This is a genomic window from Methylobacterium sp. SyP6R (assembly GCF_019216885.1).
In the GTDB taxonomy this organism is placed as follows: Bacteria; Pseudomonadota; Alphaproteobacteria; order Rhizobiales; family Beijerinckiaceae; genus Methylobacterium.
Genome location: NZ_JAAQRC020000001.1, coordinates 6,192,501 through 6,214,253, shown reverse-complemented (window position 1 = coordinate 6,214,253; position 21,753 = coordinate 6,192,501). Strand labels below are relative to the sequence as shown.

The 21,753-nt window shown below is 70.0% G+C and carries 15 protein-coding genes and 1 rRNA gene (1 of these 16 cut by a window edge); 13 read left to right on the top strand and 3 right to left on the bottom strand.

Annotated elements, in window-relative coordinates:
• Positions 1-139 precede the first annotated feature (139 nt).
• Positions 140-556: a hypothetical protein gene (locus HBB12_RS28470; RefSeq protein ID WP_236992442.1), complete on the top strand. Its 417-nt coding sequence runs from the start codon at positions 140-142 to the stop codon at positions 554-556.
• Between the two features lie 159 nt (positions 557-715).
• Positions 716-1,837 (top strand): NADH:flavin oxidoreductase/NADH oxidase, encoded by a 1,122-nt coding sequence (locus tag HBB12_RS28465; RefSeq protein ID WP_236992441.1) that lies wholly within the window; start codon positions 716-718, stop codon positions 1,835-1,837.
• A 226-nt stretch (positions 1,838-2,063) separates the two neighbouring features.
• Here the strand turns inward: HBB12_RS28465 and HBB12_RS28460 are convergent, their stop codons facing one another.
• From HBB12_RS28460 to rpoZ, 3 genes are all read right to left on the bottom strand, one after another.
• On the bottom strand, positions 2,064-4,694 hold the full coding sequence (locus tag HBB12_RS28460; RefSeq protein ID WP_236992440.1) for a DNA translocase FtsK: 2,631 nt from the start codon (positions 4,692-4,694) through the stop codon (positions 2,064-2,066).
• A gap of 293 nt (positions 4,695-4,987) precedes the next feature.
• Positions 4,988-7,219: a RelA/SpoT family protein gene (locus HBB12_RS28455; protein WP_236992439.1), complete on the bottom strand. Its 2,232-nt coding sequence runs from the start codon at positions 7,217-7,219 to the stop codon at positions 4,988-4,990.
• 250 nt (positions 7,220-7,469) lie between these two features.
• Positions 7,470-7,880, bottom strand: coding sequence for a DNA-directed RNA polymerase subunit omega (gene rpoZ / locus HBB12_RS28450; RefSeq protein ID WP_060848248.1), 411 nt, complete (start codon positions 7,878-7,880; stop codon positions 7,470-7,472).
• Positions 7,881-8,420: 540 nt separating this feature from the next.
• Here rpoZ and fabD point away from each other — a divergent pair.
• The 11 genes from fabD to HBB12_RS28395 all read left to right on the top strand — a co-directional run.
• Positions 8,421-9,356, top strand: a complete 936-nt coding sequence (gene fabD, locus HBB12_RS28445; protein WP_236992438.1) for an ACP S-malonyltransferase — start codon at positions 8,421-8,423, stop codon at positions 9,354-9,356.
• A gap of 13 nt (positions 9,357-9,369) precedes the next feature.
• On the top strand, positions 9,370-10,107 hold the full coding sequence (fabG, locus tag HBB12_RS28440) for a 3-oxoacyl-[acyl-carrier-protein] reductase (protein WP_236992437.1): 738 nt from the start codon (positions 9,370-9,372) through the stop codon (positions 10,105-10,107).
• A 247-nt stretch (positions 10,108-10,354) separates the two neighbouring features.
• The gene (locus tag HBB12_RS28435) at positions 10,355-10,591 is read left to right on the top strand and encodes an acyl carrier protein (protein WP_236992436.1); all 237 of its coding nucleotides are present in this window, start codon (positions 10,355-10,357) and stop codon (positions 10,589-10,591) included.
• A gap of 164 nt (positions 10,592-10,755) precedes the next feature.
• Positions 10,756-12,012, top strand: coding sequence for a beta-ketoacyl-ACP synthase II (fabF, locus tag HBB12_RS28430; protein ID WP_236992435.1), 1,257 nt, complete (start codon positions 10,756-10,758; stop codon positions 12,010-12,012).
• A gap of 418 nt (positions 12,013-12,430) precedes the next feature.
• Entirely contained in the window at positions 12,431-13,840 is a 1,410-nt protein-coding gene (gene mltG / locus HBB12_RS28425; protein ID WP_236992434.1) for an endolytic transglycosylase MltG, read from the top strand.
• A gap of 115 nt (positions 13,841-13,955) precedes the next feature.
• A complete protein-coding gene (locus tag HBB12_RS28420) occupies positions 13,956-14,831 on the top strand; it encodes a YicC/YloC family endoribonuclease (protein WP_236992433.1) in 876 nt (291 codons plus the stop codon).
• A gap of 124 nt (positions 14,832-14,955) precedes the next feature.
• Entirely contained in the window at positions 14,956-15,648 is a 693-nt protein-coding gene (gene gmk / locus HBB12_RS28415; protein WP_236992432.1) for a guanylate kinase, read from the top strand.
• A 96-nt stretch (positions 15,649-15,744) separates the two neighbouring features.
• On the top strand, positions 15,745-17,136 hold the full coding sequence (locus HBB12_RS28410; protein WP_236992431.1) for a dihydrolipoyl dehydrogenase: 1,392 nt from the start codon (positions 15,745-15,747) through the stop codon (positions 17,134-17,136).
• Positions 17,137-17,261: 125 nt separating this feature from the next.
• Complete coding sequence (locus HBB12_RS28405; protein WP_442919331.1) at positions 17,262-19,856, top strand: histidine kinase dimerization/phosphoacceptor domain -containing protein; 2,595 nt, start codon at positions 17,262-17,264, stop codon at positions 19,854-19,856.
• Positions 19,853-20,476 (top strand): biliverdin-producing heme oxygenase, encoded by a 624-nt coding sequence (locus tag HBB12_RS28400; RefSeq protein WP_236992430.1) that lies wholly within the window; start codon positions 19,853-19,855, stop codon positions 20,474-20,476. The genes HBB12_RS28405 and HBB12_RS28400 overlap by 4 nt, the downstream gene beginning before the upstream one ends.
• A gap of 341 nt (positions 20,477-20,817) precedes the next feature.
• A 16S ribosomal RNA gene (locus HBB12_RS28395) occupies positions 20,818-21,753 on the top strand; it runs 548 nt beyond the window's last position.

Below are 21,753 nucleotides of genomic sequence, written 5' to 3'. Positions count from 1 at the left end.
GGACGGCAGACTCAGCGTCAGGACAGGCATCTTGATCTGTTCGAGGTCACAAGTCACAACAAGCAGTTGCGAATTTTTCACAAGATTGGCATCCTGACAAGGTGACGAGTGCGCAGTCGATCTGACTAGAGAAGTCGCCATGCTCGGTTCGGATACCCAAGAGAGGCAGCGCCGTCCCGGTGCCGGCGTGGCCGCGATCCTGGACCGGGTGCCGTTGCCCCTCAGAGCCCTGCTCGACCGGATCGAGCGCGGCATCGTCGATTTGGCGAATGCCGATCGGGCGGAAGGCACCGGGGTGCGCGAGGGGATGCATGCCCTGCGCAGCGCCCTGTCGGATATCTGCGCCCTGACGGAGGCCGAGGCACACCCGACGGTGATGCGTGCCGTGGAGCGACTCGCGGGCGCGGGCGAGCGGCTGGCGGAGATGGCGAGCCGTCCGCGCCGGGCGCGTTCGGCGGCGCGCGGTGCGGCGACGCGGGCCTTCGGGGGCCTGGCGGCGGTCCTGGTCGGCACGCGCCCGAGCCGGATCGCCGTGAGCCTCGGCCGGGGCTGGTAGCTCCGCCCCTCTTACGCGCTCGACGCGTGATCGCCCGAGTTTCGGTGCGCCGGCGCACCCCGCGCGCGCCCTGCCGCGCGCAGGCGCCCTGCATCGTCCGCGCTGGCCGGATTCGCGGCCCTGCGCCACATTCGCGTCATCCTGCACCGGAGTACCTGAATGACCAGCCCCCTCCTGTTCCAGCCCCTGCGCCTCGACGGCCTGGAGCTGGAGAACCGCATCATCGTCGCGCCGATGTGCCAGTACTCGGCCCGCGACGGCGAGGCGACCGACTGGCACATGATGCATCTCGGCCAGCTCGCCATGTCGGGCGCCGGGCTCCTGACCCTGGAGGCCACGGCGGTGTCGCCGGAGGCGCGGATCACGCACGGCGATCTCGGGCTGTGGGACGACGGGACCGAGCGGGCGCTGGCCCATGTCCTCGACGCGGTGCGGGACTACGCGCCGGTGCCGGTCTGCATCCAGATCGCGCATGCCGGCCGCAAGGCCTCGAGCGAGCCGCCGTGGCGCGGCGGCCATCAGGTGGCGCCGGACTCACCCCGCGGCTGGCTCACCGAGGCGCCTTCGGCGCTCGCCCATGCCGACGGCGAGGTGGCGCCCCGGGCGCTGGACCGCGAGGACATGAAGCGCATCCGCGACGGGTTCAAGGCCACCGCCCGGCGGGCGGTCCGTCTCGGCATCGACGCGGTGGAGATCCACGCGGCGCACGGTTACCTGCTGCACCAGTTCCTGTCGCCGCTCGCCAACCGGCGCAGCGACGAGTACGGCGGCAGCCTCGAGAACCGGATGCGCTTTCCCCTCGAAGTGTTCGAGGCGGTGCGCGAGGTCGTTCCCGCCGGTCAGCCGGTCTGGGCCCGGGTCTCGGCGACGGATTGGGTCGAGGACGGCTGGGAGGTCGAGCAGACCATCGCCTTCGCGGAGGCCCTGAAGGCGCGCGGCGCCGCCGCCATCCACGTCTCCACCGGCGGCGTCTCGCCCCGGCAGAAGATCGCCGTCGGGCCGGGCTACCAGGTGCCCTTCGCCGAGCGGGTACGGGCGGCGACGGACCTCGTCACGATCGCGGTCGGCCTCATCACCGAGCCGCGCCAGGCCGAGACGATTCTGCTGGAGGGCAAGGCCGACGCGGTCTCGCTTGCTCGCGCCATGCTGTACGATCCGCGCTGGCCGTGGCACGCCGCCGCCGAACTCGGCGCCCGGGTCCGCGCCCCGAAGCAGTACTGGCGCTCGCAGCCGCACCACTTGAAGGATTTGTTCAAGGAAGCGAGCTTCGGACAGCGCTAGTTTTTAATAAACCAGTGCGCTCCCTCGCATGTTGAAACCTGGACGGGCTGCGGAGATGCCACTCTCTCACCTTATCTTGAGGTGTTAGTCGATCTTCGATCGACTGACCTCGAAGGAGAACTCCAGCAGTCTCCACGATCTCTGGAGCCCTCCTTCGAGGCTCCTTTCAGTCGCACCTCAGGATGAGGTCGGTTTCTGGGAAACACTACTCGGCAGCAAGACGGCGTCAGCCGTCCTGCTCCTCCAGCAGGATCTCGCGCTTTCCGGCATGGTTGGCGGGGCCGACGATGCCCTCGCGCTCCATCCGCTCCATCAGCGAGGCCGCCCGGTTGTAGCCGATCTGCAACCGGCGCTGGATGTAGCTGGTCGACGCCTTCTTGTCGCGCAGCACCACCGCCACCGCCTGGTCGTAGACATCGGCCGACGGGTCGCCGAAGCCGCCCTGGTCCATGACCGGAGCGTCGGCCTCCTCCTCGCCCTCCTCGGCGGTGACCGCCTCGAGGTAGGACGGGCGGCCCTGGCGCTTGAGATGCGCCACGACCTGCTCGACCTCGTCGTCCGAGCAGAACGGGCCGTGGACCCGGGTCGTCCGGCCGCCGCCGGCCATGAACAGCATGTCGCCCTGGCCCAGCAACTGCTCGGCGCCCATCTCGCCCAGGATCGTCCGCGAGTCGATCTTCGAGGTCACCTGGAACGAGATCCGGGTCGGGAAATTCGCCTTGATCGTGCCGGTGATGACATCCACCGACGGGCGCTGCGTCGCCATGATCAGATGCAGGCCGGCGGCGCGGGCCATCTGGGCGAGACGCTGGATCGCGCCCTCGATGTCCTTGCCCGCCACCATCATCAGGTCGGCCATCTCGTCGACCACGATCACGATGTAGGGCAGGGGCGCGAGATCCATCATCTCGTCCTCGTAGATCGCCTCGCCGGTCTCGCGGTCGAAGCCGGTCTGGACGGTGCGGGTGATCACCTCGCCGCGCGCCCGCGCCTCCGCCACCCGGGCGTTGAAGCCGTCGATGTTGCGAACGCCGAGCTTCGACATCTTCTTGTAGCGCTCCTCCATCTCGCGCACCGCCCATTTGAGGGCGATCACCGCCTTCTTGGGATCGGTGACGACCGGCGAGAGCAGGTGCGGGATGCCGTCATAGACCGACAGTTCCAGCATCTTGGGATCGACCATGATCAGGCGGCACTCTTCCGGGGTCATCCGGTAGAGCAGCGACAGGATCATGGTGTTGATCGCGACCGACTTGCCCGAGCCGGTGGTGCCGGCGACCAGCAGGTGGGGCATGCGGGCGAGATCGGCGATGATCGCCTCGCCGCCGATATTCTTGCCGAGGCAGAGCGCGAGCTTCTGCTTGGTCTCGGCGAAGGCCGGGGAGGCCAGGAGCTCGCGCAGGTACACGGTCTCGCGCTTGGCGTTCGGCAATTCGATGCCGATGGCGTTGCGGCCCTGGACCACGGCGACGCGGGCGGAGATGGCCGACATCGAGCGGGCGATGTCGTCGGCGAGCGAGATGACGCGGCTCGACTTGGTGCCGGGCGCCGGCTCCAGCTCGTAGAGCGTGACGACGGGACCCGGGCGCACGGCCAGGATCTCGCCGCGGACCCCAAAGTCCTCCAGCGTCGATTCGAGCAGGGTGGCGTTCTGCTCGAGCGCATCGGTCGACACCGCGGCGCTCGGCGCCGGGTGGCGCGGCTCGGCGAGCAGCGTCAGCGCGGGCAGTTCGTAGGAATCGGGCGAGGCCGGGCCGGGCGCCGGCGCGCGCCGGGTCTGGATCGGCGGGGCAGGGGGCGCGACGCGGCCGCGCGGGGCGTCCATCGCGTCGTCGTCCTCGTCCCCTGGCTCGTCGTCCAGCGCGGCGTCGGCCCGGCGCGGGGCGCCCTCGACCCGGCGTGATGCGCCCTCGGCGAAGACCGGCTCGCGGCGGCCGGATTTGGCAGTGCCGGGCTTGGCAGTGCCGGGCTTGGCGGAACGCTCGACCGGAGCCTCGGGCTCGTCCCAGGCCTCGCCGGGCTCGGCGAAGGCACGGCGGGCGGCGAGCGCCGGCGAGTTGCCGGCATAGGGATCGGCGGCGCCGTGGCGCCAGGAGCCGTCGCGGACCGACTCGATCTTCTGCGCCACGGCGCTGCGGGCGCTGATCGCCAGATGGGCGAGGGCCCCGAGCGAGGCGAGGCCGAGCCCGGGCGATTCGTCGTCGTGGGATTGCGCTGCGCCGCGGCGAGGCTGCCGCTCGTCGTAGCGGCTCACCACCGGCGCGTAGGATTCCGCCTCGTCGTCGGCCTCCTCGTCCTCGATCAGCCCGAAGCCGCAGGCGCCGGTCAGGCTGACCACCGCGATGGCTGCGTACAGGAAGCCCGCGAAGGCCCCGGCCGGGCCGGCGATCGCCTTGGCGGCGCCCAGCAGCGCGTCGCCCGCCACGCCGCCGAGGCCGGTCGGCAGCGGCCAGCGCGCGGTCGGGGGGAGGGCGCTCGCCATGCCGCTCGCCGCGCCGAAGCCGATGACCCAGAGCACCAGCCGCAATTGCAGCCGCGCGAGCCGGTGGGTGCGCAGCAACCGCATGCCCCATACCGCAGGCGGCAGCGCGAAGGCCAGCGCCCCCAGGCCGAGGAGCTGCATGCCGAGATCCGACACGACCGCCCCGCCGAAGCCGAGGAGGTTGCGGGCCGTCCGGGAGGTGGCGTGGTTGAGGCTCGGGTCGTCGATCGACCAGGTCGCCAGGGCGACCGTGAAGCACGCCGCCCCGACGAGCAGGGCGAGGCCGGTGACCTCCGTCGCCCGCCGCGTCAGGAACGCGCGGAGCGTGTCGATGAGGCCATCGTAGGGCGATGCCGAGCGACGAAGCGAACGCATGCGGACAAAAACCGGGAACGCGGAACTGGACGGTGAGGATGCGGCGGGGCGGTTAATGGCCGTTTAAGGCTAACCGGGCTTTGCCGCGATGCGGGAGAGCGGCGCGAATGCGCTGGTCTCGCACCGATTTCCTCACGCACCGATACCCGGCCCGCATGGTCGTCCGGGGTAGAGAAGGGGCGCTGATATTCCCCTCTCCCCGCGGGCGGGGAGAGGGGAAAATCAGCGCTACTTCTTTCGCCGGACAGCTCTGCCCGGCCCGGGTACGGGGGCCCCTCTAGCGGGGCGCCCGCTCACCCGTTCACGCGGTCGACCCGGCTCACCACGCGCTTGGCCCTCAGCTCCGACACGATGGCGTTGAGGTGCTTCAGGTCCCAGACCGCGAGGTCGATCGTCACGTCGGTGAAGTCCTGGGTCCGCCGCTTCATCGAGATGTTGTCGATGTTGCCGTCGTGGTCGGCGATCACCTGGGCGATCTGGGCGAAGCTGCCGGGTTCGTTGATCGATTGGAGGGCGAGCCGGGCCGGGAAGCGCTGGTTGGAGGCGCCGTCCACGTCCCAGCGCACGTCGAGCCAGCGGTCGGGCTCGTTGTCGAAGGCGGCCAAAGCCGGCGACTGGATCGGATAGATCGTCACGCCTTCGCCGGGGGTGAGGATGCCGACGATCCGGTCGCCCGGCACCGCGCCGCCATCGGGCGCGAAGCGCACCAGCACGTCGCGGTCGAGGCCGCGGATCGGGATCGCGCTTTCGTCCGGCGCGCCCTCCTTTCCCGGCGCCTTGCCCGGCCAGGTCAGCCGCACCGTCTGGTCCTTGTCGAGGGACAGGCGTCCGGCGCCGTTGACGTGCGGGCGGGGCTGGCCCGGAGCGGGCTGGCTCGCCGCCGCGCGGCGCTCGTCCTTGTAGTCGGGATAGACCGCCTTCACGACGTCGCCGGAGAACATCTCGCCCCGTCCGACCGCGGCGAACACGTCCTCGGTCGATTGGCGGGCGAGCCGCGGCAGGGCGCCGCGCAGCTTCTCGTCGGAAAAGTTCTTGCCGGCGCGCTCGAAGGCGCGGTCCAGGATCTGGCGGCCGAGGCCCGCATACTGGCGGCGCACCGCCGAGCGGGTCGCCCGCCGGATCGCGGCGCGGGCCTTGCCGGTGACGACGAGGGATTCCCACGCCGCCGGCGGGATCTGGCCGTCGGCCCGGGCGATCTCGACCTCGTCGCCGTTCTGCAACTCGGTGAGAAGCGGGGCGATGCGGCCGTTGATCTTGGCGCCGACCGCGGTGTTGCCGACGTCGGTATGGACCGCGTAGGCGAAATCGATCGGCGTCGCGCCCCGGGGGAGCGCGATCAGCCGGCCCTTCGGGGTGAAGCAGAAGACCTGGTCCTGGAACAGTTCGAGCTTGGTGTGCTCCAGGAACTCTTCGGGGCTGTCGCCCTCGGCGAGCAGCTCGATGGTGCGGCGCAGCCATTGATAGGCGCCGCTCTCGGTGGCGAGATGCGGTGCGCCGTCCTTGTAGAGGGCATGCGCGGCAATGCCGTACTCGCCGATCTCGTCCATCTCGGTGGTGCGGATCTGGAGTTCGACGCGCTGGCTCTTCGGCCCGATCACGGTCGTGTGGATCGACCGGTAATCGTTCTGCTTGGGCGTCGAGATGTAGTCCTTGTAGCGTCCCGGCACCATCGGCCAGGTGGTGTGGACCACGCCGAGCGCCCGGTAGCAGGTATCGACCTCGTCGACGATGACCCGGAAGCCGAAGATGTCGGACAGCTGCTCGAACGCGACCGACTTGCGCTCCATCTTGCTCCAGATCGAGTAGGGGCGCTTCTGCCGTCCCTTGACGGTGGCGGTGATGCCGGCATTCGCCAGCTTGGCGATCAGGTCGCGCTCGATGCTCTCGACCAGCCGCTCGGACTTGGCCGAGAGGTCGGACAGCCGCTTGGCGATCGTCGCGTAGACGTCGGGCTTCAGATTGACGAAGGAGAGGTCTTCCAGCTCCTCGCGCAGCTCCTGCATGCCCATGCGGCTCGCCAGCGGCGCGTAGATGTCGAGGGTCTCCTGCGCGATGCGGGCGCGCTTCTCCGCCGGCATGTGCTGCAGGGTGCGCATGTTGTGCAGCCGGTCGGCGAGCTTGACCAGCAGCACCCGCACGTCGACCGCGATGGCGAGCAGGAGCTTGCGGAAGTTCTCGCCCTGCGCGGCGCGCTTCGAGACCAGATCGAGGCGCTTGATCTTGGTGAGCCCGTCGACGAGCCGGCCGATCTCCGGGGTGAAGACCCGGTTGATCTCGTCCAGCGTCGCGGCGGTATCTTCCACCGTATCGTGCAGCACCGCCGCCACGATGGTGGCGTCGTCGAGCCGCAGGTCGGTGAGAATGGCCGCCACCTCGAGCGGGTGGGCGAAGAACGGATCCCCCGAGGCGCGCTTCTGCGTGCCGTGCGCCCGCATCGCGTAGACGTAGGCCCGGTTCAGCAGCCCCTCGTCGGCGCCGGGATTGTAGGCCTTGACCCGCTCGACGAGCTCGTACTGGCGCATCATCCGCCGTTGGTCTCCTTAGGCGCGTAAGAGCCGCCGGCACACGGCCGGCGGAGGCGTCGCGGCGTGCCGGATCTAAGCCGGTTGCGCTGAACGCCGACGACGCTGGTGGAGGTCCCAAAATCAAATATCGAGCCGAACCGGCGGCCGCGCCAGCCCCTAAACGTCGCGGCAGCCCCGCTTTGCGCAGGGCGGGCACGAAAAAACCCGGCCGAGGGGCCGGGTTCGGGTCGTGCTGGTGCTAACAGAAGGCTTAGTCGCCTTCCTCCTCGGTCTCGGTCGGGGGCGCGAGGTTCTCGAGGCCGCGCAGCAGGTCCTCCTCGCTCATTTTGTCGAACTGGATGTCGTCGCCGTCGCCCGAGCCCTGCGGCGCCACTGCGGCGGCGGCGGGCGAGCTGGAGAGCAGCGGAACCGTCTCGGCCTCCGGCTCGTCGACCTCGACGTATTTCTGGAGCGAGTGGATCAGCTGCTCCTTGAGGTCGTCCGGGGTGATGGTCTCGTCGGCGATCTCGCGCAGGGCCACGACCGGGTTCTTGTCGCGGTCGCGGTCGATGGTGAGGGGAGCGCCGGAGGAGAGCAGCCGGGCGCGGTGGCCGGCGAGCAGCACCAGCTCGAAGCGGTTCTCGACCTTGTCGATGCAGTCCTCAACGGTGACGCGAGCCATGCGCGACCCCTTCCTTGGTCAAACGAAAATCTCGGAGTAGCGGCCTCCCTACACGAGATGCCGTTTTGCAACAAGCGTCGGTGGAGCCCGGAGGATGTGAGGCTTTGCAGGGCAGTCGGGTGCAGGGCAGTCGGGTAAAGTGCACGGCGCGGGTAACCCTCCCCCCCTCTGCGGGGGAGGGTGGCCTACGGAGTAGGCCGGGAGAGGGGCAGCGCGACGTTGGTTTGGAGGGAGCCCGTCACCAAGGTCGCGACCTCTCCGGAAGCGTCGACCCCTCTCCGCCTCGCATCCGCGAGGCCCCCTCCTCCGCAGAAAGGGGGAGGGGGAAACCCGCGCCACTTCTTTCCGCCGTACAGCCCCGCCTCCGCAGAGGACCGCCGGAGCGACGATATCCAGCCCGCACGATTCTCCCGAACGCGGCCATGCATTTTTACCCTCCAGCCACGCTTGACTACCGCTTGCCGCTCTGCGACTGGCGCCGCCCAATCGCTGCGTCCCGCAGCCGCATCGACTCAATCCAGGGCAGGAAGCACCCCGCACGTGTCGCGCGCCTTCATCTTTCCGGGCCAGGGCAGCCAGGCCGTCGGCATGGGCTCCGCCCTCGCTGAAAGTCATGCCGCCGCCCGCGCCGTCTTCGCCGAGGTCGACGAGGCCCTGGGCCAGAACCTCTCGCGCCTGATGTTCGAAGGCCCGGTCGAGGAACTGACCCTCACCGCCAACGCCCAGCCGGCCCTGATGGCCTCCAGCATCGCGGTGCTGCGGGTGTTGGAGGCCGAGCGCGGCCTCGATCTCGCCCGGGACGTGGCCTACGTCGCCGGCCACTCGCTCGGTGAGTACAGCGCGCTCGCCGCCGCCGGCAGCCTGTCGCTGGCCGATACGGCGCGGCTGCTGCGCCTGCGCGGCGAAGCGATGCAGAAGGCGGTGCCGGTGGGCTCCGGCGCCATGGCGGCGTTGCTCGGCCTCGACGTCGAGGCGGCGGCCGAGGTCGCGGCGGAGGCGGCCCAGGGCGACGTCTGCGACGTCGCCAACGACAACGGCGCCGGGCAGGTCGTGGTGTCGGGCCACCGCGCGGCGGTCGAGCGGGCGGTCGCCCTGGCGCAAGGCCGCGGCGCCAAGCGCGCGGTGATGCTCAACGTCTCCGCGCCCTTCCATTGCAGCCTGATGGCGCCCGCCGCCGAGGCGATGCGCGCCGCGCTGGATGCCGTCACCTTGCGCCCCGCCGCCGTCCCGGTGATGGCGAACGTGCTGGCCTATCCCATCAGCGAGCCGGCGGCGATCCGCTCGGCCCTGGTCGAGCAGGTCACCGGCACCGTGCGCTGGCGCGAATGCGTCGCCGCGATGGCGGCGGCCGGCGTCGATTCCTTCTACGAGATCGGCACCGGCAAGGTGCTGTCGGGCCTCGTCAAGCGCATCGCGGCGGGGAGTTCGGCCACGCCGGTCGGCACCCCGGCCGAGGTCGCGGCCTTCACGCTCTGAGAAAGTGACCGTCATGTTCGACCTCAGCGGCCGCAAGGCCCTCGTCACCGGCGCCACCGGTGGCCTCGGCGGCGCCATCGCCCGGGCCCTTCATGCCCAGGGCGCGCACGTCGCGGTCTCCGGCACCCGTCGCGAGGCCCTGGAGGCGCTGGCGGGCGAACTCGGCGAGCGCGTCCACGTCCTGGAGGCCAACCTGTCCGACACCGCGGCGGTCGAGGCCCTGGTGCCGGCGGCGGAGGCGGCGCTCGGGGGGCTCGACGTGCTGGTCAACAATGCCGGCATCACCCGCGACAACCTCTTCCTGCGGATGAAGGACGAGGAGTGGGACAGCGTGATCGCCGTGAACCTGACGGCGGCGTTCCGGCTGTCGCGGGCGGCCGTCAAGGGCATGATGAAGCGCCGCTACGGCCGGATCATCAATGTCGGCTCGGTGGTGGGCGCGACCGGCAATGCCGGCCAGGGCAACTATGCGGCGGCCAAGGCCGGCCTCGTCGGCCTGACCAAGGCGCTCGCCGCCGAGGTGGCGAGCCGCAAGATCACCGTGAACTGCATCGCGCCGGGCTTCATCACCTCGCCGATGACCGACGTGCTGAACGACAAGCAGCGCGAGGGCATCCTCGCCACGGTGCCGATGGGGCGCCTCGGCGAGGGCGCCGAGATCGCCGCGGCGGCCGTGTATCTGGCCTCCGACGAGGCGGCCTACGTCACCGGGCACACCCTGCACGTCAACGGCGGCATGGCGATGTTCTAGGCCTTCATGGACATTCCTCCGCCGGGAGGCACGGTTTCTTAACCGGGGGTGAAGCGGCCCTCGCCAGGGCTAAATCCCTGTGTTAAGCACCCGCCGGCCGTGCGAGGGGATTGACGGATCGGCCGCCCGCGGCTTTTCCACGACATGCGCGACCGGTGCGCCGGCCGCATCACGACTCTCCCCGGGGCTCCGCTCGCACGCGGCGGCTCCGGACAGTGCCACGAGCAGTAACTCAAGGATCTACACGATGAGCGATATCGCGGACCGGGTGAAGAAGATCGTCGTCGATCACCTGGGCGTCGAGCCCGAGAAGGTGACCCCGAACGCGAACTTCATCGACGATCTGGGCGCCGACAGCCTCGACACCGTCGAGCTGGTGATGGCGTTCGAGGAAGAGTTCAACGTCGAGATCCCGGACGACGCCGCCGAGACGATCCAGACGGTCGGCGACGCGATCAAGTTCCTCGAGAAGAACGCCGCCTGATCGCCGCGTCTTCCGCTAGAGCAACATCCGATCGCGCTGCGATCGAATGGTGCTCTAGATCATTGATTTTGCCGCATTTTCGTCGACGAACCGGTGTCCACTTCGTCGGAAAATGCTCTAGCAGGTAGAACGCTTCCGTCATGGGATCGGGTCGGGATAACGCGATGCGTCGAGTCGTCGTCACGGGCCTCGGAATGGTGTCGCCGCTGGGCAGCAGCGTCGACGTCACGTGGAGCCGCCTCATCGAGGGGCAAAGCGGTGCCGCCCGCGTCGAGGCCTTCGACGTCTCGGATCTGGCGTGCAAGATCGCCTGCTCGATCCCCCTCGGCGACGGCAGCGACGGCACCTTCAACGCCGATCGCTGGATGGAAGCCAAGGAGCAGCGCAAGGTCGACCCCTTCATCGTCTACGCGATGGCGGCGGCCGGCCAGGCGCTCGACGACTCCGACTGGCACCCGGCCTCGCACGAGGACCAGTGCGCCACCGGCGTCCTCATCGGCTCCGGCATCGGCGGCATCGGCGGCATCTACGATGCCTCGGTGACGCTGTTCGAGAAGGGGCCGCGGCGGATCTCGCCGTTCTTCATCCCGGGCCGGATCATCAACCTGGCTTCCGGCCAGGTCTCGATCGCCCATGGCCTGAAGGGTCCGAACCACTCGGTGGTGACGGCCTGCTCCACCGGCGCCCACGCGATCGGTGACGCCGCGCGCCTAGTCGCCCTCGGCGACGCCGACGTGATGCTGGCCGGCGGCGCCGAATCGCCGATCAACCGGCTCTCGCTCGCGGGCTTCGCCGCCTGCCGGGCGCTGTCCACCGGCTTCAACGACGAGCCGCAGCGCGCCTCCCGCCCCTACGACCGCGACCGCGACGGGTTCGTGATGGGCGAGGGCGCCGGCGTGGTGGTGCTCGAGGAATACGAGCACGCCAAGGCCCGCGGCGCTAAGATCTATGCCGAGGTGATCGGCTACGGCCTCTCGGGCGACGCCTACCACATCACCTCGCCCTCGCCGGACGGCGACGGGGCCTTCCGCTGCATGAGCGCGGCGGTGAAGCGCGCCGGCATCACGGCGTCCGAGATCGACTACATCAACGCTCACGGCACCTCGACGCCCCTCGGCGACGAGCTGGAGCTGAAGGCCGTCGAGCGCCTGCTCGGCAACGCCACCGACGTGGCGATGTCCTCGACCAAGTCCGCGACCGGCCACCTGCTCGGCGCCGCCGGCGCCATCGAGGCGATCTTCTCGGTTCTCGCCATCCGCGACGGGGTGGTGCCGCCGACCCTCAACCTCGACAACCCCTCGGTCGAGACCGCGATCGACCTCGTGCCGCACAAGGCGCAGAAGCGGAAGGTCGACATCGCCCTGTCGAACTCCTTCGGCTTCGGCGGCACCAACGCGTCGCTGATCCTGCGGCGGGTGTGAACGATCGCTGCGGGCCTGTCCAAGTCCGCTGTCCGGTCTGACACCCTCCGCGTCATCCCGGGGCCGCGCAGCGGAGCCCGGGATCCAGAACCACAGGTGGAACAGAATCGAGCGGGGCGCCGATCGCCCTGTCCTGACGAACCCGAGTGTCTGGATTCCGGGCTCCGCTTCGCGGCCCCGGAATGACTCGGGGGGGTGAACCCAGGTTGGAGCGAACCGGAATCCGGGCCTCAAGCCCATCGCCGAACTGTCAAAAGCCCCTCTCGCCGGTGCGGAGGGGCTTTCTTGCATGTGGCTTCCAGGGCGCCTCGGCTCCATTTCGCCATAAAACTTGCTAGGGTCTCGATCGCTTTCCGCCCTCTCGGGCCGGCATGCGCGTCCACGGCCGGCTTCCCGGACGCGCCACGACAGGACCGCCATGTTTCGCAGATCGAAGACGCAGGACCCGGCGCCGAGCGCGCCGGAGCCGGTCAGCCAGCCGAACCGGCTCGCCCCGCGCAGCCCGAGCGAGGCCATCAAGCCGACCGCCGCGCCGCCCCCGCCCGAGAAGCCGGTGCGCGAACGCGGCGGCCTGCTCTCCGCGGTGAGCGGCTTCCTCACCCTGTTCGTCATCCTCGGCCTCGGGGCCATCCTGGGCCTCGTCGTCCTGGAGCGCCAGACCAACGAGGCGGGCCCGCTTCAGGCCGACAAGGTGGTGGTCGTGCCCCGCTCCAGCGTCGGCGAGATGGCCGACCTCCTCCAGCGCGAGGGCGTGATCGCCCATCCGATGCTGTTCGAGCTGACCGCCCGCTTCGGCCGCAAGGCGGCGCTCAAGGCCGGCGAGTACAACTTCAAGGCCCATGCCAGCATCGACGACGTGGTCGACGTGCTGGTCCAGGGCCGGCCGGTGCAGCACGCCATCACCTTCCCCGAAGGCCTGACGAGCGAGCAGATCGTCGCCCGCCTCAACGACAACGACATCCTCACCGGCGACATCAACGAGACCCCGCCGGAGGGTTCGCTGCTGCCCGACACCTACAAGTTCGAGCGCGGCGATTCCCGCCAGAAGATCCTCAACCTGATGCGCACCAAGCAGCGCGAGGTGCTCAACCAGATCTGGGCCCGCCGCTCGCCCGACGTGCCGGTGCGCACGCCCCAGGAGATGGTCACCCTGGCCTCCATCGTCGAGAAGGAGACCGGCCGGGCCGACGAGCGCCCGCGGGTCGCCGGCGTGTTCGTCAACCGCCTTCAGAAGCGGATGCGGCTGCAATCCGATCCGACCATCGTCTACGGCCTCGTCGGCGGGCGCGGCACCCTCGGGCGCGGCATCCTGCGCTCCGAGATCGACCGGGTGACGCCCTACAACACCTACGCGATCGAGGGCCTGCCGCCGGGACCGATCGCCAATCCGGGCCGGGCGGCGCTCGAGGCGGTGGCGAACCCTTCGCGCACCAAGGAGCTGTTCTTCGTCGCCGACGGGACCGGCGGCCACGTCTTCGCCGAGACGCTGGAGGCGCATAACCGTAACGTCGCCCGCTGGCGCCAGGTCGAGAAGGCGAAGGCCGCTTCCGATCCGGCCTCGACGATCGGCGTCGACAAGGTCGAGCCGCCGCCGCAGGCCGATCCCTCGGCCCTGCCTTCGGCCCTGCCGTCGCGCACGGGGCTGCCCGGCGCGCCGCTCGCCTATGACGGCGGCGACGCGAATCCGGGCGCCCGCTCGCGTGCCTTCGACGCCTCGGAAGGGACCGCCCGCGACCCCCTGCGCAACAGGACCTACGACCTGAACTCGCCCAAGACCGTCCCGGTGCTGTCGCAGCCCAAGGGCACGCCCGGGTCGCGCAACCCCTGACCGGACTCGCGTCGGCGTACCGACGCGAGTCCGCCATGACGTCAGACCCCCGTCGTGCCGCCGGTTCCCTCGCGAAGCCGGCGGCCACTCTCGCGACACCTGCTTAGAGCGCCCGATGTCCATCGCCAGCATGACCGGCTTCGCCCGCGAGACCGGAACCACCGGACCCGCGCACTGGGCCTGGGAGCTCAAGAGCGTCAACGGCCGCGGGCTGGAGGTCCGGGTCCGGGTCCCGACCGGCCTCGATGCCGTCGGCGAGGAGGCCCGGGCCCTGGTGCAGAAGCGCCTCGGGCGCGGTACCTGCCACCTCACCCTGACCCTGTCGCGGACCGAATCCGCGCCGAGGGTGCGGATCAACGAGACCCTGCTCGCCTCCCTGGCCGAGGCGGTCACCCGGGTGCCGATGCCTCTCGGCATCACGCTCCCCTCCGTCGACGGGCTCCTGAGCCTGCGCGGCGTGGTCGAGGTTGAGGAGGATGCGGGCGACGACGAGGCCTTGCGGCGCGACCTCGCGGCGGCGGCCCTCCGGCTGGTCGCGGCGCTGGTCGAGGTCCGCCGCGCGGAAGGGCGGGCGCTCGCCGAGATCGTCGGCGGCCAGCTCGCCGCCATGGCCGACCTCGTCGAGGCGGCGGAGGCCTGTCCGGCCCGGCAGCCCGAGGCGGTCAAGGCCCGCCTCGCCGCGCAGGTCGCGAGCCTGATGGAGGTCGCCAGCTTCGATCCGGCCCGCCTGCACCAGGAGGCGGTCCTGCTCGCCGCCCGGGCCGACGTGCGGGAGGAGATCGACCGCCTGCGCGCGCATCTGTCCGCCGCGCGCGATCTCCTGGCGACGGGGGGCGCCGTCGGGCGCCGGCTCGACTTCCTGGCCCAGGAACTCGGCCGCGAGGCCAACACGCTCTGCGCCAAGGCCAACGACGTGTCGCTCTCCCGCATCGGCCTCGACCTCAAGGCGGTGGTCGAGCAGTTCCGCGAGCAGGTCCAGAACGTCGAGTAGGGGATATCTGTCCCCGGCCCGTCATGATCTCCCCGGTTGCGCCTCCGCCGGGGGGACGGCATGGGAGGGGACCGGATGGGAAGTCGGCCGCGCGTCGGTGCCGGCGAGAAGGTGATGCAACGCGATGGTGGCGACGATGGGCTCCGAACTCCTGACCACACCGGTGGCGCGCCGGGGCCTGGTGCTGATCCTCTCCTCGCCCTCGGGGGCGGGCAAGACCACCCTGACCCGGGCCCTGGCCCAGCGGCCCGAATGGGGCCTCGAACTCTCGGTCTCGGTCACGACGAGGGCCCGCCGCCCGTCCGAGATCGACGGCCAGCATTACCGCTTCATCGACCGCGACGCCTTCGAGCATTTGCGCGAGCGCGACGACCTGCTCGAATGGGCCGAGGTGCACGGCAATTACTACGGCACGCCGCGGAGCCCGGTGGAGCGGGCGCTGGCCGCCGGCCGCGACATGATCTTCGACATCGACTACCAGGGCACCCGGCAGGTCCGGGGCAAGCTGCGCGACGACGTCGTCACCATCTTCATCCTGCCGCCGAGCATGGCCGAGCTGCGCCGCCGCCTGGAGCGCCGGGCCGAGGATTCCGCCGAGACGATCGAGCGCCGCCTGCTCAACGCCCGCACCGAGATCGAGCGCTGGTCGGAATACGATTACGTCCTGGTCAACGACGACCTCGACCGCTCGTTCAAGACCCTGGAGGCGATCCTCGCCGCCGAGCACCTGCGGCGCGAGCGCCAGACCGGCCTCGCCGGCTTCGTGAGCGGCCTCCTCGCCGAGGGCCGGGACGCATCGGGGACATCGAAAACCTGACGCGCGGGAACGAATCGCCCGCGATGCAAGTTGGATCCCCGTCGAATCCGCTACGTCGCCGCTCCTGCCGCGCCGGGCAGCCCAAGGGGACGAGCGATGCGTGAACTGGCCTGCGACGTGGCGATCATCGGCGCCGGGACCGCCGGGATCGCCGCCCACGCCGCGGCCACCAAGGCCGGAGCCCGCGCCGTGCTGATCGAGCGCGGCCCCGGCGGCACCACCTGCGCCCGGGTCGGCTGCATGCCCTCGAAGCTACTGATCGAGGCCGGCCGCGCCGCCCACGACGCGCGCGGGACCCGATCCTTCGGTGTCACGACCGGCGAGGTCCGGGTCGACGGCCGGGCGGTGATGGAGCGCGTGCGCGCCTTGCGCGACGATTTCGTCGCCTCCGTCTTCGAGGGGCTCGACCGGATTTCCGCCGATCTGCGCGTCAGCGGCACCGCGCGCTTCACCGACCCGACGACCCTCCTCGTCGACGATCATACCCGGATCAGCGCCGGCGCGGTGGTCGTCGCCACCGGCTCGACCCCGAGCCTGCCGCCGCCCCTTCGCCCGGTCGCCGACCGGGTGCTCACCACCGACATCTTGTTCGAGATCGAGACCCTGCCCGACTCGCTCGCGGTGCTTGGCGCCGGCCCGGTCGGCCTCGAACTCGCGCAAGCGATGGCCCGCCTCGGCGTCCAGGTCACGGTGCTCGATCCGGGCGACGCCGTGGGCGGCGGCCGCGACCCGGAGATCGGGACTTGCGCCGCCGCGCTGATCGGGTCCGAATTCACCCTGCATCTCGGCGCCACCGTCGAGAAGGCCGAGGTGGTGGGCGACGGGATCCGGCTGACCTGGCGCCGCAAATCCGGCGAGACGGCGAGCGATACCTTCGCGCGCGTGCTCGCCGCCGCCGGCCGGCCGCCCAACCTCGCCGACCTCGATCTCGGTGCCGCGGGACTCGCCCTCGACGAGGACGGCCTGCCGGATTTCAACCCGCGCACGCTTCAATGCGGCACCGCCCCGATCTTCATCGCGGGCGATGCCAACCAGGAGCACCCGGTCCTGCACGAGGCCCAGCGCCAGGGCTGGATCGCCGGCGGCAACGCCGCTCGCTTCCCCCAGGTCGAGGCGCCGCCGCCCTGGCCGGCCTTCGCCCTGGTCTTCACCGATCCGCAGATCGCGGCGGTGGGCAGGGCCTTCGATGCGCAAGCCGCCCGCGACTGGGTCATCGGCGAGGCCTCTTTCGCCGATCAGGGCCGCGCCCGAGCGATGGACCGGGCCGCCGGCCTGATCCGGGTCTATGCCGAGCCGGACGGCCGGCTCATCGGCGCCGCGATGATCGGGCCGGGGGTCGAGCATCTCGCTCACCTCATGGCGATCGCCGTGCAGGAAGGCTGGGACGCCGCGACCTTTCTCGACCGGCCCTTCTATCACCCGACCCTGGAGGAAGGCTTGCAGAGCGCCGTCAAGGCGGTGGCCGAGCGCACCGGCGGTACACGGTGACAATGCGGCGCCGTCCGGCCGGGCGATCACCCGTTGCGGTTTCGTTCAGGTTGGGAATTATCTAAAGTGCCGGACCGGCCGCCGAAGGCGCACCACTCTCGGGCCATCGCTTCGTTGGAAATGCCGTGACCTTGCCCGACCCGACCACGGCTCCGACGATCGATCTCGACGCCCTGGCGCCGCCCGACCTCGACCGCCTGCGCCAGGGCGTGATCCAGATCGACGGGCGCGGGATCGTCCATCTCTACAACCGGGCCGAGAGCGTTTTTTCCGGCCGCGCGCCCGAGCGGGTGATCGGCCGCAACTTCTTCACCGACGTCGCGCCCTGCACCCACCTGCCGCATTTCTACGGCCGCTTCCGCGAGGGCGTGCGCCGGGGCCGGCTCGATCACAGCTTCTCCTTCGTCTACGGCTTCGATCCCCGGCCGATGCAGGTGCGGATCACCCTGCGCCAGGCCGCCACGCCCGACCGCTACTGGATCGTCACCGAGCCGGTGGAGACGTTGGAGCACGGGCATAGCCGCGAGGCGGTGCAGGCGGCGGTGAGCCAGCGGGTGCGGGCCGAGCCGGTCGATCCGCGCCTGTGCGAGCAGGAGCCGATCCACATCCCGGGGGCGATCCAGCCCCATGCCGTCCTGGTCGCCGCCGACCTCGACACCCTGACCGTCGTGGCCTGCAGCGGCAACGTCCGCGACGCCATCGACCGCGACCCCCTCGGGCTCGACCTCGCCGCCCTGCTCGGGAGCAGCCTCGCCGACCGGATCCGCGAGACCCTGCAAGGAGACGGCGTCGATCCCGGCCGCACCCTGCGCCAGCGCCTCGTCCTGCCCGCCACCGACGGCCTGCCGGTCGAGGTGGTGGCCCATCGCAACGGCGACCGCATCATCGTCGAGCTCGAACTGGCGCCGGCCCATCCGGAGGATTTCCGCTCCGCGAGCCAGCTCGACACCGAGCTCGCCATCAGCCGCCTGCGCGGCGCCGGCACGCTGGAGGACGCCGCCGCGGTGGCGGCCCGCGAGACCCGGGCGCTGACCGGCTTCGACTGCATCCTGGTCTACCGCTTCGATCCGGACTGGAACGGTGCCGCCATCGCCGAGGACAAGGACCCGTCCTGGACCCGCAGCCTGCTCGGCCTGCATTTCCCGGCCTCCGACATCCCGGCCCAGGCCCGTGCCCTCTATACTCGCTCGAAGAGCCGCTTCGTCATCGACCGCGACTACGTGCCGGTGCCCCTGGTGGCGACGCCGACGACCGCGAATGCTCCGATCGACCTCACCTTCGCCCAGGCGCGCAGCCTGTCGCCGATCCACCTCGAGTATCAGCGCAATCTCGGCGTGAACGGCTCGATGTCGATCTCCATCCTGGTCGAGGGGCGGCTCTGGGGGCTGATGATCGGCCATCATCGCCGGCCGCACTACGTCGCGCCGGAGACCCGCGCCGCCGCCACGGTGCTCGCCGACGCCTTCGCGATGCGGGTCCACGAACTCGAGAGCCGGCGCCTGTGGCAGGAGCAGCAGGCCCACCTGGCGCTGGAGAGCGACCTGGTGCGCGAGCTCGCCCGCTCGGATGATTTCGTCAGCGCGCTCACCGAGAACACCCACACCCTCCTCGACCTGTTCGAGGCCGGCGGCGCCGCCACCGTCTCGGACGGATCCGTGCGCAGCCTCGGACGAACCCCGCCGCCGGACGCGATCCTGACGGTCGCCGCCTGGCTGCGCACCACCCTGCCGGCGGACCGCGCCAGCTACGCCACGGCGGAGTTCGCCGCTGTCCATCCGCCGAGCGCGCCTTTCGCCGAATGCGCCAGCGGGCTCCTCGCCGTCTTCGTCGATTCCGAGCGGCGCCACCTGCTGCTGTGGTTCCGGCCCGAGATGCCGAGCACCGTCACCTGGGGCGGCGATCCGCGAAAGCCGGTCCTCGCGGGCAGCGGCCCGGTGGCGGTGCTGCCCCGGCGCTCGTTCGAGCGCTGGGTCGAGGAGCGCCGCGGCGTCTCGGAGCCTTTCGCCGCTTGGCAGATCGCCATCGCCGAGGCCCTGGCCCAGGCGGTGGAAGGCGTGGTCCTGCGCCAGCAGCGCAAGATCACCGAGCTGACCGGGCTGCTGGCCGACAAGGAGCGCCTCCTCGCCCAGAAGGACCTGCTCACCCGCGAGATCGACCACCGGGTCAAGAACTCGCTCCAGATCGTCTCGGCCTTCCTGCAGATGCAGCGCCGCCAGGTGACCGACCCGGCCTCGCAGGCGGCCTTCGCCGAGACCGCAGCCCGGGTGATGAGCGTGGCGCGGGTCCATGACAGCCTGTACCAGGCCGAGAGCGTCGAGGAGGTCGATCTCGGCCAGACGATCGAGAATCTTTGCGCCGATCTCGCCGGCATGGCGGGGGAGGGGCACGCGGTCGATCTCGATGCCGAGCCCGGCCTGATGGTGCCCTACCGCAAGGCGGTGGCGCTCTCGCTGATCGCCACGGAGCTGATCACCAACGCCTTCAAATACGCCTTCGCCGAAGCCGGCGGCCGCATCGCGGTGCGGGTCGCCGGCGAGGCGGAGGGGCGGGTGCGGCTCTCGGTCTGCGACGACGGCAAGGGCCTGCCGGTCGATTGGCAGAACGTCCCGGCCCGCGGCACCGGTCTCGGCATGAAGCTGGTGCGCGCCATGCTCGACCAGATCAACGCCCGGCTCGAGGTCGAGAACTGTCCCGGCGCCTGCTTCACGGTCACCGCGTGAGCGATATCCTGGAGCGCCTGCGGGCCGAAACCAGGCCGGCGCACGAGGCGATCGAGCGCGACCTCGCCTGGGAAACCCGCGTCGCGACCCTGGCCGAATACCGCGCGCTCCTCGCCCGGTTCTGGGGGTTCCACGCCGTGCTGGAGCCGGCCCTCGCCGCATCCCTCGACGACGCACCCTTCTTCGATCCCCGTCGGCGCCTCGCGCATCTCGCCGCCGACCTGCGGATCCTCGGTTTCGACGACGCGAAGATCCAAATTCTGCCGTGCCCGCGCCTCGCCCCGCCGCGCGACCGGGCCGAAGCCTTCGGCGCCCTCTACGTCCTGGAGGGCTCGACCCTCGGCGGCCAGGTGATCGCCAAACATATCGGGCGCCAGCTCGGGCTCACTGCGGAGTGCGGCTGCCGCTACTACGCCGCGCATGGCCGCGAGACCGGCGCGATGTGGAAGGCTTTTCGCCAGCGCCTGGCCGAGGAGGCGACACGCGGCGAGGCCGATGCCATCGTGATCTCGGCGACCGCGACCTTCGACGCCATGCGGCACTGGCTCTGCGCCACAGCTGTCCCGGCCCTGGACGAAGAGGGGAGGGGCCCTGTCGCGAAAGTTTCGCCAAGGGGTTGACGGGTCCGGAGGTGGCCCGTATACCCCAGCCCATCGGCGCCGGCCGCTCCCGCGGACCGGCCGCTGAGCCATCTTCGAGACAGTCCGGGCCGGCGAGCCTGACCTTGGTCAGGCGCTGGTCCCGTTGTTGCCGATGATACCCCGGTTTCGATCGGGTCGCTCTTTGACAAGTGCATACGAGAAAGAGAAGCGTGGACGGCGTCGTCCCTGCGGATCCTGCCTTCGGGTGGGATCACGAGTAGGATGATGCTGGTCTGACGTTTCGGTGCTCACACGATTGGTGGAAACGCCGGTCGGTCGTGAGCCTCCGTTACTATTGTGATCAGCTTTGATCAGCTCTTCAACTTGAGAGTTTGATCCTGGCTCAGAGCGAACGCTGGCGGCAGGCTTAACACATGCAAGTCGAGCGGGCCCTTCGGGGTCAGCGGCAGACGGGTGAGTAACGCGTGGGAACGTGCCCTTCGGTTCGGAATAACTCAGGGAAACTTGAGCTAATACCGGATACGCCCTTTTGGGGAAAGGCTTGACTGCCGAAGGATCGGCCCGCGTCTGATTAGCTTGTTGGTGAGGTTACGGCTCACCAAGGCGACGATCAGTAGCTGGTCTGAGAGGATGATCAGCCACACTGGGACTGAGACACGGCCCAGACTCCTACGGGAGGCAGCAGTGGGGAATATTGGACAATGGGGGCAACCCTGATCCAGCCATGCCGCGTGAGTGATGACGGCCTTAGGGTTGTAAAGCTCTTTTCTCCGGGACGATAATGACGGTACCGGAGGAATAAGCCCCGGCTAACTTCGTGCCAGCAGCCGCGGTAATACGAAGGGGGCTAGCGTTGCTCGGAATCACTGGGCGTAAAGGGCGCGTAGGCGGCTGATTTAGTCGAGGGTGAAAGCCCGTGGCTCAACCACGGAATGGCCTTCGATACTGGTTGGCTTGAGACCGGAAGAGGACAGCGGAACTGCGAGTGTAGAGGTGAAATTCGTAGATATTCGCAAGAACACCAGTGGCGAAGGCGGCTGTCTGGTCCGGTTCTGACGCTGAGGCGCGAAAGCGTGGGGAGCAAACAGGATTAGATACCCTGGTAGTCCACGCTGTAAACGATGAATGCTAGCCGTTGGTCTGCATGCAGGTCAGTGGCGCCGCTAACGCATTAAGCATTCCGCCTGGGGAGTACGGTCGCAAGATTAAAACTCAAAGGAATTGACGGGGGCCCGCACAAGCGGTGGAGCATGTGGTTTAATTCGACGCAACGCGCAGAACCTTACCATCCCTTG

Excerpts from the sequence above, each read along its gene's own strand:
- HBB12_RS28465 (WP_236992441.1), top strand. The coding sequence starts at position 716 with ATGACCAGCCCCCTCCTGTTCCAGCCCCTGCGCCTCGACGGCCTGGAG.
- gmk (WP_236992432.1), top strand. The coding sequence starts at position 14,956 with ATGGTGGCGACGATGGGCTCCGAACTCCTGACCACACCGGTGGCGCGC.
- HBB12_RS28420 (WP_236992433.1), top strand. The coding sequence starts at position 13,956 with ATGTCCATCGCCAGCATGACCGGCTTCGCCCGCGAGACCGGAACCACC.
- HBB12_RS28435 (WP_236992436.1), top strand. The coding sequence starts at position 10,355 with ATGAGCGATATCGCGGACCGGGTGAAGAAGATCGTCGTCGATCACCTG.
- HBB12_RS28455 (WP_236992439.1), bottom strand. The coding sequence starts at position 7,219 with ATGATGCGCCAGTACGAGCTCGTCGAGCGGGTCAAGGCCTACAATCCC.
- fabF (WP_236992435.1), top strand. The coding sequence starts at position 10,756 with ATGCGTCGAGTCGTCGTCACGGGCCTCGGAATGGTGTCGCCGCTGGGC.
- HBB12_RS28470 (WP_236992442.1), top strand. The coding sequence starts at position 140 with ATGCTCGGTTCGGATACCCAAGAGAGGCAGCGCCGTCCCGGTGCCGGC.
- HBB12_RS28460 (WP_236992440.1), bottom strand. The coding sequence starts at position 4,694 with ATGCGTTCGCTTCGTCGCTCGGCATCGCCCTACGATGGCCTCATCGAC.
- mltG (WP_236992434.1), top strand. The coding sequence starts at position 12,431 with ATGTTTCGCAGATCGAAGACGCAGGACCCGGCGCCGAGCGCGCCGGAG.
- fabG (WP_236992437.1), top strand. The coding sequence starts at position 9,370 with ATGTTCGACCTCAGCGGCCGCAAGGCCCTCGTCACCGGCGCCACCGGT.
- HBB12_RS28410 (WP_236992431.1), top strand. The coding sequence starts at position 15,745 with ATGCGTGAACTGGCCTGCGACGTGGCGATCATCGGCGCCGGGACCGCC.
- rpoZ (WP_060848248.1), bottom strand. The coding sequence starts at position 7,880 with ATGGCTCGCGTCACCGTTGAGGACTGCATCGACAAGGTCGAGAACCGC.